Raw genomic sequence first — 18,039 nt, forward strand, 5'->3', positions numbered from 1 at the left:
CTTTGGTATTATGTCAAGAAAATAGACATGTAAAATCGAGAAAAACTTTAAAACCCTACTACCGCACTTCGTTTGGTGGCCTCTTGAGAAGGAGAACGGTTTGGTAAACCCTTCCCCTCCTCAAGAGGAAAGATGCCCCTTATATCGTGACTTTGTGGAGAGAAGAATTCACTGCTTTTTGCCTTGCTGATGCATCTTCTCATACGCCATCGGAGACATGTACTCATTAGCGGAATGAATTCGCTCGGCATTATAAAAACACTCAATATATTCAAAAATCCGATGTTTGGCCTCTTCCCTTGTTGCAAAGGTCTCGTGAAAAATCAGTTCCTTTTTGATGATGCTGTGAAACGATTCCGCACATGCGTTATCATAACAGTTTCCTTTTCGACTCATGCTGGTTTGCATTCCGTGCTGTCGTAAGATGGCTTGATACTCGTTCGATGCATATTGGCTCCCTTGATCCGAATGGTGAATCAGACCTGGTTGAGGATTTCGCCGATGGATGGCTCGTTGGAATGCTTTGATCACTAACTCCTTTGTCATGCGCTCGGAAAGATGCCATCCTACAATTTTACGAGAAAACAAATCCATGATGGATGCTAAATACAGCCAGCCTTCTTTCGTCCAAATATACGTGATATCCGCCACCCATACTTGATTCGGCTCATCTGCTTCAAACTGCTGATTCAATAAGTTGGGATACACAGGCAAATGATGCTTCGAGTTTGTGGTTGCCTTATATTTTTTCTTTGTTTTTGAACGAATATCACCATCTTTCATGATTCTGGCGACCGTTTTTTGAGATACCTTAACCCCTTGTTTCTGAAGGATTTTTGTGATTTTCGGACTGCCATACGTTTCTCTTGACTCGATATGAATCTTTTTGATTTGCTTTTTCAATGCTTCCTGTCTTTTCTTTTGTTGACTTTCTGGTCGTTTGGCCCATGCATAATATCCACTTCTTGAAACGCCTAAGACTTCACACATCTTCGCCACGCGAAACTCCTTTCTATGCGTATGAATGAATGCATAAATTACTTCTGATTTTTGGCGAAGATGCTCATGGCCTTTTTTAAGATCGCGTTTTCCTCCTCCAGATCCCGAATACGTTTTTGAAGTTCACGCTTTTCACGATCTTCTGGCTTGAGGTTTCCACTCCCCACAAAGCTATGCTCAGCATCTTTTTTATAATCTGCTACCCATTTATGAAGCGTTTTTGGCGAAATATCGAGTTGTCTTGCGGTTTGAGCGACCGCCTTTCCTTCCTCAACCACTAATTTTACTGCATGTATTTTGAATTCTTTATCAAAACGTCTTGTCATTATAGACACCCCTCATCATTGATAGATTTACTGTACATTTCTCTATTCGTTGTGTCTATAATCTAGACTAACATCACTTCTCTGAATCGGGGGATTATATTGTTCTCACTCCCGGAAATTTCAAAGAAAATGGGGGAATAAAATCTAAGGGAGAAAAGGAAAAGTTCTATAATGGTGATTTTCCAAAACAATATTTACTAAATGAAGGCGATTTATTAGTTGTGATGACAGATTTAGTGGCTGAAGCACCTTTGCTTGGCAGTCCTGCGTTTATTAACGAAAATGATAAATATCTCCACAATCAGAGACTAGGGAAGGTAATTTTAAAAGATGAAAATCAAACGGATATCTTCTATATTTATGAAACTTTAAACTCACCGTATGTTAGGAATATTATTAGAGCAGGGGCCTCGGGAACGACGGTTAAACATACATCACCTTCGAGAATTGAAGAAATCAAGGTTATTAATCCTCCAAGCGAGATTCAAAAACAATTTGGTCAATACCTATCAGGATTTTTTAACTTAATAAAAAATAATGAGAAAGAAGTAAGAGATTTACAGGCAACAAGAGATTTTCTCCTCCCTCGCCTTTTATCCGGTGAAATTGATTTATCTAAAGCAGAAAAGCAAGTAGAAAAAGTGCTTTAAATAGACTTACATTCGACTAGGAGGTGCAAGCAACATGACGAGACCTCTAGGTGAAACGGAATTTGAAGAAACGACGATTGAACGTTTAAAGAGATTAGGTTATGACTATCTTCATGCGCAGGAATTGTTTCAGCGTGGAGAGCGTAATAGTCTTCACGAAGTAGTTCTTTATGGTCGGTTGGAAGCCTTCTTAAAGAAGGCTTATCCGGCCATACCTGAACATGAAATAAAAGGACTTGCTCAAGTACTAACAGCGCCAGATGGTGTAAAATTGATTAACCGCAATATGCATTTTCACAAAATGTTGACGAAAGGCCTCGAATTCTCTTATGAGGTAAACGATGAAACATACACACCTCATGTTTTCCCGATCGATTGGGAACATCCAGAGAACAATGACTTTTTAGTGGTTAATCAATTGCCGATTGAAGGGCGCATGTCCCGTAGGCCAGATATCGTTATATATATTAACGGTTTACCGCTGATTGTATTTGAGTTAAAAAATCCAAACAACGAGCAAGCGACTGTTTATGATGCGTATACTCAAATTCAAAACTATACGTATGATATCTCACAATTATTTAACTACAACGCTTTTGTTGTCATTTCCGATAACGTGGAAACGAAGCATGGAATGCCGTTTGCCGATTACGATTTCTTTGCTTCATGGAAATCGATTGATGGACGAAATATTGATAACAACCGTGCCAATACGATGCGTACGCTGATTGAAGGATTATTCCCGAAAGATCGTCTACTAAATTATATTCGTAATTTCATTGTCTTTTTGGAGGAAGGTAGTAAAATTACGAAAGTTGGCGCGAAATATCATCAGTTTTTTGGTGTGAACTTCGCTGTTAATGAAGCGATACGTGCGACGCGGCCTGACGGAGACCGAAAAATCGGGGTTATGTATCATACAACGGGTTCGGGTAAATCGCTAAGTATGTTATTTTTCGCAGGAATTTTGTCTCGTCACCCAGAAATGGAAAATCCATCTATTGTTATTCAAGTAGATCGCAATGATTTAGATGAACAACTCTACGATACTTTTGTTCAGGCAGAATCATTTATTGGGAAGGTAAAACGTGCAAAGAATGTTGAAGAATTGCGTACATATCTCAGAGCAGAGGCAACTCCCGTTATATTCTCTACGATTGAAAAATTCCGTAAGAAAGAAGGAGAAACTAAGCACCCAGTTTTATCCGAAAGACGAAACATTGTTGTGATTGCTGATGAAGCACATCGCACCCAAGCCGGTTTTGCAGGTGGATTTGCTGCTCAATTGCGTTATGCTTTGCCGAACGCTTCCCATATTGGATTTACAGGAACTCCAGTCGATTTTGTTGATAACAATACGGAGGAGATTTTTGGACATATTATCCATCGTTACGATATGGCTCAGGCAGTGGCAGATAAAGCGACATTACCAATCTACTATGAAAGTCGCTTAATCCCGCTTGATTTATCGGCTGACGACATTGATGAAAAATACAAGGAAATTATCGTAGAGGCTGGTGGAGACGATGAAGAGTCAGAGAACTATAAAAGAAAATGGGCCGCTCTGGAAAAAGTCGTCGGTACTCCAAAACGGCTCCGTCGTTTAGCCAAAGATATCGTATCACATTTTAACCAAGTCGCCAATCCGTTTCAAAAAGCAATGATTGTCTGTATGAGCCGGCGAATTGCGGTAGATTTGTATAATTATCTAAGAGAGATTCCAGAATGCCCTCCTGTTGAAGTGATAATGACAGGAGATGTATCAAAGGATCCTAAAGAGTGGCGCGAAGTTCAGCCGGGAAGCAAATATGCGCATATTAAATCGAAAAAAGAACAAGAAGAAGTGAAAGCCAAACTTCGTGATCCAGAAGATCCTTTGAAATTTGTCATTGTCGTTGATATGTGGTTAACAGGAATGGACGCCAAACCGCTTTCTTATCTTTATATCGATAAGCCAATGAAGGGACACAACCTGATGCAGGCCATTGCCCGTGTAAACCGTGTGTTTCCGGGAAAAGAAGGCGGAGTAGTCGTTGATTATATTGGAATTGCTACTTTACTGAAAGAAGCAACTCATAAATATACGCAAAGTGGCGGCACGGGAAGTCCTACTTATGATATTTCAGAGGCCGTTAATATCTTCATGGATCATCTGAAGGCAGTAAGAGGATTTATTCCAAGCGAGATTGATGTGCAAAACTGGCGCACAAAACCAAAAATAGAACGAGAGGACTTCATTGCTGACCTTGTTAATGTCCTTTTAAATAGTGATCCGGAAGAATATATTCAAACAGCCACCAAACTAGAAAAATCGTATCAGTTGGTGAAACATCAACCGGAAGTACTTGAACTTGCAGATGAAGTTATGCTCTATTTCATGATGAAAGCACAACTTCGCAAACATTTGCGGCCACCAATTGAAAAACCGAGTGAAAATAAAACATTAGAAGAGCGATTATCAGAACTCATTGATAACAGTCTGTTAGCAAAAGAAACCGTTGACATTTTCCAAATAGCAGGAATTGAACGCCCAGATATCAGCATATTGGACGATGCGTTCTTGGCAGATTTAACAAAAAAAGAGCATGTAGACTTGCGTTTAAAGTTGCTGAAAAAACTTTTAGAGGATCAAATCAAAGTGACATTTAGCCAAGGAAGCCCACAGTCAAAGGCGTTAAGCGAACTTCTAGAGAAAACGTTAAGGGATTATCATAATCGGGTTATTCAGGCTGCCGATGTGGTCAGGGTTATGATTAAAATGCGCAAAGAAATGGAAGAAGAAATACGCAAGCGACACGACTTAGGATTGTCAGAGGAAGAAATTGAATTTTACAAAGCGATCACTGCTATGGAGCAGGAAGCGTTCTCAAACGAGTTTCTTGCTAGTTTAATCCATAAGGTGGTTAAAGCCTTAAAGAAACAATTAGCCGTAGACTGGACAAGTCCTCACCGTCGAGATGTCTACGCTAAAGTGAAATTAGCCGTCAAGCAAGTGCTCATGAAAGAGAAAATTACGGGGCAACAATTACAATTCTTAACAAATAAATTCATGGAACAAGCCGAACAACAATATAAAGACTGGCCAATGAATGCGTAACAACTAGAACAGATGTCTCTTATAGGGGCATCTGTTTTTGTATCCTTTTTCTAAAAAATTGTTGCTTTTGAGCAAAAACTTAAATAATTATTAAGTATATTAAAAAATTTTTGCGTTTTTTTACAAATATGATATAATACACAAAACAGGGTGTATTACAAAACGTCATATAGCATTTCTTCAAAACACGAATTAAAGCAGTCTCCCCTGAGAAAGAGATAAGGAGGAGATAGCGATGGAACAAACTATTAAGTTAAAAAATGTTACTTTGTTAAAGGAAATTTTAAGAAACGAGGGTTATAACAAAATTATTTTTTGGAAAGACGGGTCATGGGATCTCGTAAGCACTAGTTATCGTGGTGAGACAAGTGGAGAACAACCACTGTTTTCAATTCAAAGTGTTCATAATTACAATCTTACGTGGCGTCAAATCAATGAACTTGTCGCAAAGATTAAATGGAGACTTAATAACCCTAAAGAGTATTGGCACTTTTATGAGTAAATTACAAAAACACCCCAGTAAATGAAGATTACGCTTCATTCACTGGGGGTTTTCTATTTTACCCATAAATCACTTACTGCTTTCATCTTGTCCTCATCAGTTGGAGCAGAGTAACGCAGCACCATATCGGCTGAGGAGTGGCCGCTAAGGGCTTGAATAATGCTAATATCCTCGCCATTTCTTACCAGTCTGGTAATAAAAGTATGACGAAGGGCATGAACATTAACCCCGTATTTTTGGAATATGTGCTGAACAGTTCGAGGAGAAATTCGCTTATTTCTGTTTGATAAGAAAAGAGCAGAATTATCATCAGTGCGATGTTCTAGGTATTTTGTAATTGCTCGCCGGGTTTCAGAGTTTAATGGAATCTTCCGTTCTTTCGCTCCTTTTCCCTTTCTAATAATTACTTCTCCTTTGCGTTCGGATATGACAACATCCGTTTTTTCTAAAGCAACTAATTCGCTGAGTCTTATACCAGTATTAATGAGTAGTTGTGCAATTGCCATATCTCTAAGGTTTCCTGTTCGATCAATTTCTCCAAGTAGGCGATTAACCTCATTTCTTTCGAGAGCCTTCGGAGCCTCATGCAATATGTTTCTCGGCTTTACGACAGAGATGTCTTCAATAGTTTGTTCTTTATTCGCCCAAATGCTGAATTTTTTTATAGCATTCCAAATTTTATTAATCGTAGCCGCACTTTTCCCACGACTAGCCAAAAAATCAATATACTGTTGAACGTCCATGCGTGAGTAATGTTGTAAATCTGTTCCGGCACCTTCTAACCACTTTGAAAACTGTTCTAAAGCATGACAATACGTTTTAATGGTCTCTTTTGACTTTCCTCTCAATGCTTCTTGGGCAAACTGCTGTATCATGTTTCACTCTCCCAGAAAAATTAGGATAAATAATTCTACGACAAAATTTTCTTTTGTTAATGGCTAAAAAAAGAGCATAAAACCATGAAAAATGAGTCTAGAATGGCGTAGAATGCTAATTCTATGCCAGAAATCTACGCAATTCTCATCTCCTTTCTTTAGTAAAGTTATACTTTATGTACTTTATAATTCGGCATTCACAAATGATTCCCTTGAAAAAACTATTTTTGACAAATATATTATGAAATATCTATATTGCATATTGACTGACAATTCTAACTTCTATTAAAATCAAAACACAGTCCAATGATATGACAAAATATCTTTTGTTGAACCAATTTTTAAAACAGAAAGGAGAGTTCTCATAACACAATTTAAAAACATGTAATTAAAAGACCGATCATAGCATTATAACTCTCCCTTTTTAAGAAAAAGGGGGAATGTCGTATGTTAAAAGAAACATTACCAAAAGTGAAAATTAGTCTCGATTCACAGCGCTTTCAGCGAAAGCCTGAAAAATGGGAAACAGCGATTATTTCTAATCGCATTGCTAGTTTACCGACAGAAGTAACGATGCAAGAATTTGCGCAGGCTGTTGTCATTCCAAATGGAAGAAGTTTTGCACCTGCTGTTTTTAGAGAAGGGATTAGAAAAAATGCTTACTGGCTTAGTCAACAGGTTTTTGCTCTTGATATTGATGAGGATTTATCGGTGGCTGATGCTATAAACAGATGCGAGCGATACGATATCATGCCAAACTTTGTTTATACAACATTCCGCTCTACTCCGGAACATGAAAAATTTAGAATGGTGTTCTTGGTAAATGAAGAAATTCATGATATCCGAGTACGAGAGTTGATACAACGTTCGTTAATGACACTCTTCTCGGAAGCAGATATCCAAGCAAAGGATGCTTCAAGACTGTTATTTGGAGGCAAGGAACTGGTCTATGAAGCATATGACAACGTCATAAGCGTTCCAGACTTATTAAATGCTGTTATATTGCACATAAAAGCAGGTTCTAATCCATCACGTGATATGGAACGTTTCTGTCGAAATGTTGGCATTGATTTAATCAACGGTTACCCGAATTATAAGTTGATTGATGAGAATGATGAAATAGCATCAGAAGATAACTTGTTTATTTCAATGACTAAAAAGCGCACCAATCCTATTATATTTAATAGGGAACGCCCGAAAATTAGTCATGGTTCCTATATGATTAAGTTTTCTAAAGAAAATACCGAGGAGTACCATAGAAAAGACGAAGGGGAATTGCTTAAAGATCATTGTTTTAAGATTGATAAGTTGAAAGAAAGTTTTACGCAAATTAGAGACTTTCCATTTGAAAAACTAGAAGAGAACTGTAAACTTTATCGCCAGTCCATATGTGGAGAGTATTGGTTGTATCACAACGAGATGTTTGGAGTTATGACTAACTTGTTGAGAGTAAAAGGTGGTAAAACGAAAGTCGAACAGATCCTCAACAGCAGACCAGAATACGCACAAAAGAAAACGGAATGGAAGGTCATGATTAATCAAATACAGAAGTCGAATTATGCTCCAAGCCGGTGTGATTCGTACTGTCCTTTTGCTACGGAGTGTGAACATGCCCTCAACATGATTGAACAAGGGAAACTGTTCAGAGGCAGAATTCAAGTGACTCAAAAACCGAATTTTCAACCTTTGGAGGATGCGGAAAAGAAACTGAAGCAGTATTTTCACGAAGCGCTTAATTCTGAAGAAAATGGCGTATTTGTGATTAAAGCGCCGACCGGAATTGGAAAAACTCAGTTGTACGTCAACGCTGCTCAAACTCATACGTTTACGATTGCATTACCTACCCATCGGTTGAAGGAAGAAGTTTCACAGCGATTGAACCGCTTAGGCTGCAAGCATGTAAAAGTGCCACAACTACCGGATTTAGATATTGAGTTTGCTGAAAAGATTGAACGTTTGTACAACAATGGTGCATATAAAGCAGTGAATGCTTTTTTAAAGAAAATGGCTCGGCAAAATGAAAAGATTCAAGAGTATCTTCAGGAACTTGAAAACGTTCATAAAGCCCGAAACCAAATTATTTTAACTACTCATCAACGAATTTTATTTACAAAAGATGATACGAACGACACATTAGTCATTGATGAAGATATCATACCAAGTCTGTTGGCTGTTTCAAAAATGAGTGTTTCAGATTTTACGCTTGTGTGTTCCAAGTTAATGCAGAGTAAAGAAAATAGAGCCGCTATCTTTACGATTCAAAACATGGTCTTAAATGCACCTACCGACCTCGTTCAAGAGAGAGCGTCCTACTTGCTCCCCAATGCTAACGAGGTAGAAAAGATTATTGTAGAAGACAGCGCTATAAAATCAGACATTTTGGGCTTCTTAAATTGCTCATATTTTGTAAAAACAAAAGGTCCAAATGGAAATGAGTTCATCTACTTCATTCAACGTCATCAGTTGCCTAAAAAGAAAGTGATTATTCTCAGCGCTACTATCAGCGAAGCGATTGCCAAAATGATGTTTGGTCCAGAAGTTAAATACCGTGATATTGGATTAACGGAATCAAAAGGAGAAATTGTACAAATTCCCATCAAAAGTTTTAGCCGCTACGCGATAAAAGAAAACCAAGAACTCTTGGACTTGGCAAAAAAGTTAATAGACATGTACAATCCTAACAGCGCTATCATTACCTATAAAGGCTTTATGGAGCAAGATGAAACGATTCCTACGTTTGGAAATACAGAAGGGATCGATTCGCTCAAAGGGCAGAACATTACGGTGTTAGGAACGCCTCATGTTAATCCAATCACATATTTGCTCTATTCAGCCGTACTAGGGTATAAACTTGGATTAAATGACAGCGAAATGGAGTATCAACCCGTTCAGCGCAATGGATTTAGATTTTTCTTCAATACGTATGGAAGTAACGAAATATTGCAAGAAATCCAATTTTACTTGATAGAAAGTCAGTTGATTCAAGCCATTGGCAGAGCGCGAATACTTAGAGAAGACGCAAAAGTATTAGTTTTAAGCAATCTTCCGGTACAAGGTGCTCGGTTTATCCATTTATCTCAACGAGACATACAAAATTTATTGCATTCCTAAGTTTTAGAAAAAATGGAGTTACTGGTTGGCACGGAGGCCACTTTCAAATAATATTACGTTACATATTACTATTCATCATACATAACCACTTCACCTGCTTAAAGTTTTAACTACGAAACACTGCGTATTCCACTTCATACAGCACCATTTAGCACTACTACACAAACTGTCTCCTTAAATTGCAAATCCGCTTACATATTTTATCCCTTTGTATTTTAAACATTCATATTGATTATCGTTTATTAATAATGAATATGAACATTTATAATGATTAGTATTGATTAGATTAAATAGTATTCATTCTAAGTGATTAATAACAAAGCATAATCATTATTTACAATAAAATTTTTTCGTGAAGAAGATGAAAAAAATGATTTTTTTCATGTATGTGTCTCATACATAGGTAAATTAGTCTGAAGAAATAAGATAAAAAACGAATAAATTAGGAGAAAATAGATTTATAGCAGCATAAAATCATTTTGGCTTTAAAACGGCTCATATTGCCTAAAATGGTGGATTTCTCACTACTTGTAACAATTGATGAGAGAACGGAATTAGACACACGTTCACACAGTTGGCACGTAAAATTATTAGATTAACTTCTTAAACAGTTTACATTTTTGGCTTAAAAAACAAGGAAATCCCCCCTCCTATTTTGAATCAGATGAGTTAAAAGGGGGGATTTTTATGGTTAAAATTTTGCTTGAGTATAATTTGCTTATATTTCAATGTTGTTTTAAATATACCGTGTTCAAATTCACAAACATTGATAAAACGTATTATGCCGCTGTGGTGGAAATGTCTAATCGTGGGGGAGAATTTGAAATCATTCAGAGCAAAGTGCTGGATCGTTTGTCTGATGCAAAAAAATATTTGCTGGAGTTAAACGAATTCAACTTTCGAACGGATGATATTGATGAATTGAACGAGTTTATTCATTTTTTAGAGGAATAGAGTTTTCGATAAAAGCAATTCAAATGATGCAGCCGATTGTGGGCTGCTTTTTTGTTTAGATAAAAAAAGGAATGTATGTTCGGTGTCTAATTATAAATGTGTAAAATAATTAACAAATGAAAGGATTGAGCGTACTCATGTCAAATAAGGACAAACAACATGGATTAAGGGAAACAAGTTTTATTAAGTTTAGACATGATGATTATATGATTATCATTGCTAGGCATAGCCGCTTCGCTTGGATACAGCATACAGACAGTAAGTACATGTACTTTATGTACATCACACGTTTACAAAAACGTTTAATTGGAGACAACACATCCGAAGTCGCAGAATTTAACATTTTATGCTTTTTCGGTATGTATAACAGTTTTAGTCATTTAATTCAAAACGTGCAGCCGATTCTATCCGAATATATTTTAGACTCAAAAAAGATAGTGGAGATAGTGATGTTATGCGAAGAGTTGTATGACAATGAAGAAGATCATGTAGATGGAGAAGGAATACGGTAAAACAGCAAGGGGAGTCCTTGCTGTTTTGTATTTTATAAACATAAATGGAACAATCGTATAAATTAGGTCCTGTTTTTTGATTTTGGTCGAGATATAATCATATTAAGCGAAAGAGGAATCGTAGGAGAGTGATTAGGGTGGAAAGAATTTTGCCTAAAAAGCAGGAGAGGCTCGTCTTTTATATGTATAACTTTGTTTTAAGGATATTTTTAATCTTGCTCGCTGCTAAATTGAGTCAAAAATATTTTCTACATGGTTTTTGGCTATATGCATTCATTGCTTATCTTAGTATGACAGGGGGCGCTTTTATTTATAGGCGAATGTATATTCCAACATACCAGATGCTTGTTATACAAGATGGGAAAGAGAAAATACCAGTAATCTTCGTTTATTGTATGCTCACATTGATCATGATTGTTTGTATATTTGGTGGACTGATTTTATTTTTTCAACAAAAGGATATTTTTACGGTCATTTTTGTGCCCTTTTTCTTTTTTATGGGAGCGTTGATTTGGGAGATAACGATTAGCCGGATGATTACTCTTTTGGGCAGAACATGAGTGAAAAATCTTAATATTGCTACTAAAATACCATTACATTAAAATGGTTATTTAGTATAATTTAGTTATATTTATCTTTAATTTACCTTATCAGTAAAAAAGGGGTGCCAATAGTGGAGCAACTAGAACTAATAAGAAAAATACTCATGTGGGGGTCAATTGTACTACTCATTTTATCTGTTGCTTTTTTTAGAAAAGGTAAAAAAATGTCTAGACTTTATGGAAAAAATCATATGGGTAGGATGAACAAAGTCAACCTACGAGCGACAATGCCAGTTAAGTTTTCTGAAGACAGCATTATAAAGGCAGCACATGTTATAAAGAGTTTACCTAACTGCTATCTTGCTTTTGATACAAACATTTTGCTTGATTATCCGTACGTGCTTGTCAATTTGGTGGAAGATACCAAAATTTTAATTAGTGAGCAAGTTCGCAGGGAACTAGATAAGATTAAAGATAGTGGTTCAGAAGCGAGCGACGCCGCTAGAATTGCTCTAAAAAACATTTCTAATCTTCATAAAGACAACAGGCTCGAAATTGTCCAAGTGGATAAAAAGAAAGCGGAGGAATTAGGGCTTGATCCTAATTCGGGAGACGATTTGATTATCGGTTCCTATCTTGAAAGAGTAAAGAATGGAAGACAAGTTGTTTTTATTACGAATGACAATAATGCTAGAACAACCGCTAGAACAACAAAATTGAAAGTGCTAGAACTTGATTGGGAAGAAAAACTATTGAGAGAAAACAAAAAACGGAAAACGTCTGTATATCGCCCCGGATATGCCTATAAACTTTTTGCGATTATTTCGTTTTCTTTGTTTATTGGATTCTTAGCAGGAATGGGACACATAGAGAAAAAGATGGAGCAAGAAGCCCAACCAGCAATGGCCACCTCTTCTGGAAAAGGAGGACCAGCATATGTAAAAGGAGATTATCCTTATGTCATCAAGAATGAGTACGGAAACTCGTTTCAAGGAAAAAAAGCAGGGGATTGGGGCGCAAGCGCGATTGTAGATATTCGTTATTCTGACTCATTTTTTGCACGTACTCTCGGAAATTACAAAGTGACACTTGGGGTTTGGAATACAAAACAAGTTGAGGAAAAAACAAATAAGTTGACATATTTGATTGTCTTGAAAAATGGAAAGCAATATGAGCCGCAGTCAACAAACTTTTTTAATTATGATAAGAAGCAAGGAATTGAAATTCCTAGCGTTAACAGCCGTGTTAAGTTTGAAAACGTTAACGGATATGACAGCGTTGGTTTCAATATAGAGAAAACTGAATTGAAAGATTTAGAGAATGCTGAACTTCGTTTAGTACATAAAGTGACGAAAGAAGTCATCCAAACATTGCCGTTGAAAGTCTTGAAAAAATAATGGAAAGGACAGATACAGATGTCATTTTCGGACTGGTTATCATTGGCTTGGCACATCTTATACCCAAGTGTTGTGATTTTTGTTGTTTTGTTTTCCTTATGGAGAATTACCGCATTTTTGATGAATGGTTTTAATCGCTTAGTCCAAAAAATTGATGGTACTGATCTAGCAAGTGGAAGTAATCTGACAGGTAGATATAATACTAAACGATATCATGTATTTTCAAAAACAGACAAGTACGATGGATTAGATGAACTAATGGATGATATGGATAGGAAGTTTCAAGAAGATAGTTTGCGATTTAGCGAGGAAAGTTTAAGGGAAAGTATGCGGTTTCAAGAAGAGTCGCTGCGTTCGTTTAACGAAGATTCTATGCGCTTTAACGATCATCATGACCACCATAACCATCATCAGTGGTAGTCATGCTTTAGGAAAAATCACGCATTTTTTGCACCAAAGAGGTGAGTATCCTAGAAATGTCCGTGATAAAAGTTGTGCAAACAGCATTAAGATGGCTTTTCCCATTTTCAAATAAACATGAAATAGAAATTGTTGACCAGTTTCATGAACATTGCGCTGATGAGCGTATGCCAATCACAGTTGAAGACGTTAAATGGTATGTAGAGCAAGTCGAAAAAAAAGATCCGCACGCATTAAAAGGCATTAAATCAATCATCTTGTGCAATATGGAGCCTCAATTTCATCCGAATATTCGAGGAAGTTATACTCCTACAAAAAAAGGGGCAATTATTCGATTGTATGGAATGGCGTATTGTTCTAATGTTGATAAATATACGCTCGATTTTAATAATAGAGAAGAAATAAAATTAGGGTTTACACCTGTGCAAGCGAGAGACCTCATGCTTTCAACTTTAGGACATGAAATTGGCCATAATGTAGAATACAGAAGATCAGGCCGATTGTTTGGCGACGATGTTGAAAAGTTTTGCGATCAATACGCAGATGAATTGAATATTGTTGTAGACCCTGAGCGTAGTGGGCAAGGGAAAGTGGTTTACGTTGACGATATCCTCCTATCGCGAGTTTAGTAACGATTTTGGAAAAGAATGCTTAGAAGGAGTGACTCCATGTGAATATGATAAAGCGTGTAGCCGCCATTATTGTCACCTTATCTTTGTGTTTTACATTATTCGTAATGAATGGCTCAGCCCAATCCAAATTTAAAGACATTCCTAACAACTATTGGGCGAAGAAAGAAATTGAAGAACTAGTATCCAAAGGGATTATCAATGGATATCCAGATGGCACTTTTAAACCTAACCAATATGTTACGAGAGCACAAGCCGCCGTTATCGTTGGTAAAGCGATGCAAATCAACACGAAATACCGCCCAAATCCGGGATTCATAGATGTCAAATCGAAAGATGCTGCTTATCCATATATTGCGGCTTTAGTGGAACGTGGGATTTTTTCGAAAGGAAAGAAGTTTAATCCTAATAACTCATTAACACGGGAACAGTTGGCAAAGATTTTAGTAGAAGCATTTGCTTTACAAGGTACAACAAAAACAGAGTTTAAGGATGTTCCGAAAAATCACTGGGCATATAAATATATCAATACGCTAGTAGCAACAGGAATTACAACAGGCAAAACATCTGACAAATTTGACCCGACTGGAAAAGTAACAAGAGCGCAAATGGCGGTGTTTGTAAAACGAGCATTAGATTACCAAGAAAAACAAATTGCTAATCTAAATCCTTTTGTGAAAGAAGTAGTATCTTTGGTTAATAAAGAACGTGCAAAAGAAAAACGTCCTCCATTAAAGTTAGCGTTAGATGTAACGAGAGTTGCTCAATTGAAAGCCGAAGACATGAGAGATAACGATTATTTTGCTCATGTTTCTCCGAAATATGGAGATCCACGAGATATGTTAAGTAAATTTAATGTATACTATCAGTACGCTGGCGAAAATATTGCAGGTGGTCAAAGGACCCCAGAAGAAGTAATGACTGATTGGATGAACAGTCCGGGGCATCGGAGTAATATTTTAGACCCAGTTTATACAGAGATAGGTGTTGGAGTTGTTGAAATAGGAAGTATAGGAGAGGGGCAATCGGTATATTATTGGGTGCAAATGTTTGTAGCAAGATAATTATTCGCAATCTCCTATTCTTTATGTTCTTCACACGGGGCTTTGGCTCCGTGTTTTTGTTTTGCATATAACAACCGATAAAAAGCAGGATTGGGATCTTCAAAGTCTAAATGATGCTCAGTAAGCGAAATAGCGTAAGACAAAGGAGGAATTCTCATGTCAGCACTGTATTCACTGATTACATGGGCAGAAAAGGCTTCAGACGTTTGTTTGCTGCTGTTTGTTTTTATACTTATAGTTGCACTTGCTGATTTATTTATTAATCTTTGTTTTAAAAATTTGTCTAAAACGAAGGTTTACAGATACGTGAAGTATGTTATTGGGATTTTAATTTTATTATCGATTTTTTGCATAGTTATTTATTCTTTTTTAATGATTTGAGCAGAAGGAAAACGATAGAAGTGGAATTAAGTGTCTTATTAGTTTAATTACTTTGATCATTTTGTATTACATTCGAGATTTACTGAAATGACACACGAATTAAGGTAGAGAACAGTGGGCTTTTTAAGGCTTAACTGTTCTTTATTTTATTCATGAGGATATGATATAAGACTTTTGCGATAAAAACAGGTAATTTTCTATGAATATGTAAACATATAAAGTAAGAGATGAGTTATTAAGAGGGGAGGGAACGGACAATGAAGTACACAGTAGAAGAATTAATCGAAATTAATTTTCTGTACAAAAATTCTGCATTGAAAAGTGTTGTAGAGATTGAGCCGTACAAAAAGGTATCTTTGGTACTTAAAACAGTAGAAGGAACAGTTTTGCACTGGGTCTTGCCGTATTTTGAATACATACAGATTAGTAAGAATTTTTACATAGAGGAAATTCCGATGTTAATTGATTTATTTAAACAAGATATCATTTATGAAATCATAAAAATTCCAAAGTATAACTACTACAAATTAAATTTTCGGGAAATTAAAAGGGACTATATATTGCAGGAAAAAGTGTTTCGTTACGTCATGAGTAATTATTTAATGGAAACGAACCGTAATTAACAATAAGTGGTTCAGGCAGAGAGCGAAGACCAGAGCCGTTTGAGTTGAATTTAATGAACTTTATAAAATAAATTCCACTAATAAATGAAATGCATATCTATAACACAGAAGTTCTTCCTTTACATATGGAGAGATTTCAATAGTTTATTGTAATGTATAATTTCCAACCTAAACACTAAATACACTTTGATAAACAGTAGCAGTTCATCGTAACCAATAATTGTGATGAACTGCCTTTTTGTTTGTAAGAAAAGATTGAGTGTAAGTTCTCGCTACTTACTAATTGTTTAAAATGTTCTTTATTAGGAAAATTTAGTAATAAAAAGCATGCGGAGGAGTATGTATGAGGATACTCTCTAAAATTTCTTTTTATGTTTCAGTGATTTCTAGTGTAGTTCTTTTATCAGCAATTGTGTTGGATTTAGCAATTAATAAACAAAGATTGTTTAATGCTAAGGAGTATTTACAATGTTTTTTATTAATTCTGATTGCAATTACAATGAAGTTTATAATAATTCCCTATTATGAAAGGAAGAAGGGGACAAGGCATGTCTAGTGATTTTCATCTCAGTTAACGGTGCTTATTAGTTATGTAATTTGTCTTAACAACTTCAGATAATAGTCAACAAATAGCGATTGTTAGCAATTATTCACAATCATTTTAATTGTTGTAATGATTATTTTATTATTCGTGAAATAGTTCATGGAATTTTTTAACAATAAAAAGCGAAGAAATAAATCAAGAAGAGGTTGTTTAACGGAAGATTGAAAACGGGGCAATCGCTCCGTTTTTAATTTTTTATAGGAGTTGTCTTTTGCAAAAAGGACAAAATAAGATATGTGTTGAATGTAATAATATATAGTAAATACTACAAAATTTCGATATGTTATACATAAAGTAAGTTCTACTGTTATAATCGTATTTACGGAGGTGACGATATTGAATGAAATAGAACTAAAAAAATTATTGGATGAGTTTAGAAGCCTCCCCTCCGAAAATGAATGGGTAGAGTTTAAAGAAGCCAAGAGTAATTTCCATTTTGATGATTTAGGTGAATACTTTTCAGCGTTGAGCAATGAGGCTAACTTAAAAAATCAGCCTTATGGGTGGCTTATTTTTGGAGTAAAAGATAAAAATAAAGAAATTGTTGGAACACAATACAGAGAAAATAGAGCAGATTTAGATCGCCTTAAATATGAGATATCAAGGCATACAAACGATGGATTATCGTTTGTTGAGATTTATGAACTTTTTTATCCAGAGGGCAGGGTGATTATGTTTCAGATTCCTGCTGCGCCAAAAGGAATGCCAACATCTTGGAAAGGTCATTATTTTGGCCGAAATGGTGAGTCGAAAGGTCCACTCAACATACAAGAAATCGAAAGTATTCGCAATCAACGTATGAAAGAAGATTGGTCGGCTGGGATTTGCCCCGGTGCTACGATTGACGACTTAGATAAAACCGCCATTGAGAAGGCAAGAGAAGAGTATAAAAAGAAGAATCCGCGTTTAGCCGAAGATGTCGATAAATGGGATGATATAACGTTTCTGAATAAAGCAAGGGTAACGATTAACGGACAAATTACAAGAGCAGCCATTATATTGCTTGGTAAACCTGAATCCGAACATTTTTTGGCGCCGGCTGTTGCAAAAATGACATGGATTTTGAAAGACGAACATAATATTGAGAGGGACTATGAGCATTTTGGACCGCCATTTATTTTAAACACAAATGAACTTTTTGCAAAAATCCGCAATTTAAAATATCGCTATATGCCGGACCAAAGTTTGTTCCCTATTGAAGTGAATCAGTATGATCCTTATGTCATTCGTGAAGCGTTGCATAACTGTATTGCTCATCAAGATTACACTCTTCAAGGACGAATTAATGTTGTTGAAAAACCAGAGGAATTAATTTTTACAAATCTTGGTGAGTTTATTCCTAAAACGATTGAG

14 protein-coding genes and 1 pseudogene are annotated in these 18,039 nt (G+C 36.2%); 13 read left to right on the plus strand and 2 right to left on the minus strand.

From position 1 onward, the window contains the following. Positions 1–168: 168 nt before the first annotated feature. Positions 169–1,325 (minus strand): IS3 family transposase gene (locus LD028_RS00715; RefSeq protein ID WP_255706668.1). Its coding sequence is split into 2 segments (ribosomal slippage): positions 169–1,070 and positions 1,070–1,325, totalling 1,158 coding nucleotides; the frame shifts between segments, so codons are not numbered across the junction. A gap of 89 nt (positions 1,326–1,414) precedes the next feature. On the opposite strand from LD028_RS00715, the pseudogene LD028_RS00720 reads away from it, so the two are divergent. The 3 genes and pseudogenes from LD028_RS00720 to LD028_RS00730 form a co-directional block, all read left to right on the plus strand. Further along, positions 1,415–1,975: pseudogene (locus LD028_RS00720) on the plus strand (restriction endonuclease subunit S); the annotation flags it as partial. Between the two features lie 34 nt (positions 1,976–2,009). After that, positions 2,010–5,072, plus strand: a complete 3,063-nt coding sequence (locus LD028_RS00725) for a type I restriction endonuclease subunit R (RefSeq protein WP_237810576.1) — start codon at positions 2,010–2,012, stop codon at positions 5,070–5,072. 235 nt (positions 5,073–5,307) lie between these two features. Next, positions 5,308–5,574: a hypothetical protein gene (locus LD028_RS00730; RefSeq protein ID WP_237810577.1), complete on the plus strand. Its 267-nt coding sequence runs from the start codon at positions 5,308–5,310 to the stop codon at positions 5,572–5,574. A gap of 53 nt (positions 5,575–5,627) precedes the next feature. Here the strand turns inward: LD028_RS00730 and LD028_RS00735 are convergent, their stop codons facing one another. Continuing rightward, entirely contained in the window at positions 5,628–6,449 is an 822-nt protein-coding gene (locus tag LD028_RS00735; protein WP_237810578.1) for a tyrosine-type recombinase/integrase, read from the minus strand. A 447-nt stretch (positions 6,450–6,896) separates the two neighbouring features. Between LD028_RS00735 and LD028_RS00740 the strand changes: the two genes are divergently transcribed. The 10 genes from LD028_RS00740 to LD028_RS00785 form a co-directional block, all read left to right on the plus strand. Then, positions 6,897–9,560 (plus strand): hypothetical protein, encoded by a 2,664-nt coding sequence (locus LD028_RS00740; protein WP_237810579.1) that lies wholly within the window; start codon positions 6,897–6,899, stop codon positions 9,558–9,560. 687 nt (positions 9,561–10,247) lie between these two features. Next, positions 10,248–10,514, plus strand: a complete 267-nt coding sequence (locus LD028_RS00745; protein WP_111646356.1) for a hypothetical protein — start codon at positions 10,248–10,250, stop codon at positions 10,512–10,514. A 137-nt stretch (positions 10,515–10,651) separates the two neighbouring features. After that, positions 10,652–11,026: a hypothetical protein gene (locus tag LD028_RS00750; RefSeq protein ID WP_237810580.1), complete on the plus strand. Its 375-nt coding sequence runs from the start codon at positions 10,652–10,654 to the stop codon at positions 11,024–11,026. 137 nt (positions 11,027–11,163) lie between these two features. After that, positions 11,164–11,586 carry a hypothetical protein gene (locus LD028_RS00755; protein ID WP_237810581.1) on the plus strand — a complete coding sequence of 141 codons (423 nt, stop codon included), beginning with the start codon at positions 11,164–11,166 and terminating at the stop codon, positions 11,584–11,586. A gap of 113 nt (positions 11,587–11,699) precedes the next feature. Then, positions 11,700–12,965 carry a PIN domain-containing protein gene (locus LD028_RS00760; RefSeq protein ID WP_237810582.1) on the plus strand — a complete coding sequence of 422 codons (1,266 nt, stop codon included), beginning with the start codon at positions 11,700–11,702 and terminating at the stop codon, positions 12,963–12,965. 42 nt (positions 12,966–13,007) lie between these two features. After that, positions 13,008–13,385 carry a hypothetical protein gene (locus tag LD028_RS00765; protein ID WP_146612822.1) on the plus strand — a complete coding sequence of 126 codons (378 nt, stop codon included), beginning with the start codon at positions 13,008–13,010 and terminating at the stop codon, positions 13,383–13,385. 74 nt (positions 13,386–13,459) lie between these two features. Continuing rightward, positions 13,460–14,014 (plus strand): hypothetical protein, encoded by a 555-nt coding sequence (locus tag LD028_RS00770; protein WP_237810584.1) that lies wholly within the window; start codon positions 13,460–13,462, stop codon positions 14,012–14,014. A 47-nt stretch (positions 14,015–14,061) separates the two neighbouring features. Next, the gene (locus LD028_RS00775; RefSeq protein WP_237810588.1) at positions 14,062–15,078 is read left to right on the plus strand and encodes an S-layer homology domain-containing protein; all 1,017 of its coding nucleotides are present in this window, start codon (positions 14,062–14,064) and stop codon (positions 15,076–15,078) included. Positions 15,079–15,845: 767 nt separating this feature from the next. Beyond that, the gene (locus tag LD028_RS00780) at positions 15,846–16,082 is read left to right on the plus strand and encodes a hypothetical protein (protein ID WP_237810585.1); all 237 of its coding nucleotides are present in this window, start codon (positions 15,846–15,848) and stop codon (positions 16,080–16,082) included. A gap of 931 nt (positions 16,083–17,013) precedes the next feature. Then, the coding region (locus tag LD028_RS00785) for an ATP-binding protein (protein WP_237810586.1) at positions 17,014–18,039 on the plus strand (1,026 nt) is incomplete at its 3' end.

This window comes from Anoxybacillus sp. LAT27 (genome assembly GCF_022030075.1).
Classification (GTDB): Bacteria; Bacillota; Bacilli; order Bacillales; family Anoxybacillaceae; genus Anoxybacillus; species Anoxybacillus kestanbolensis.

What these genes read in the sequence shown, in the direction of transcription:
- LD028_RS00745 (WP_111646356.1), top strand. Translation starts at nt 10,248, where the DNA reads ATGGTTAAAATTTTGCTTGAGTATAATTTGCTTATATTTCAATGTTGT.
- LD028_RS00740 (WP_237810579.1), top strand. Translation starts at nt 6,897, where the DNA reads ATGTTAAAAGAAACATTACCAAAAGTGAAAATTAGTCTCGATTCACAG.
- LD028_RS00725 (WP_237810576.1), top strand. Translation starts at nt 2,010, where the DNA reads ATGACGAGACCTCTAGGTGAAACGGAATTTGAAGAAACGACGATTGAA.
- LD028_RS00775 (WP_237810588.1), top strand. Translation starts at nt 14,062, where the DNA reads ATGATAAAGCGTGTAGCCGCCATTATTGTCACCTTATCTTTGTGTTTT.
- LD028_RS00735 (WP_237810578.1), bottom strand. Translation starts at nt 6,449, where the DNA reads ATGATACAGCAGTTTGCCCAAGAAGCATTGAGAGGAAAGTCAAAAGAG.
- LD028_RS00750 (WP_237810580.1), top strand. Translation starts at nt 10,652, where the DNA reads ATGTCAAATAAGGACAAACAACATGGATTAAGGGAAACAAGTTTTATT.
- LD028_RS00730 (WP_237810577.1), top strand. Translation starts at nt 5,308, where the DNA reads ATGGAACAAACTATTAAGTTAAAAAATGTTACTTTGTTAAAGGAAATT.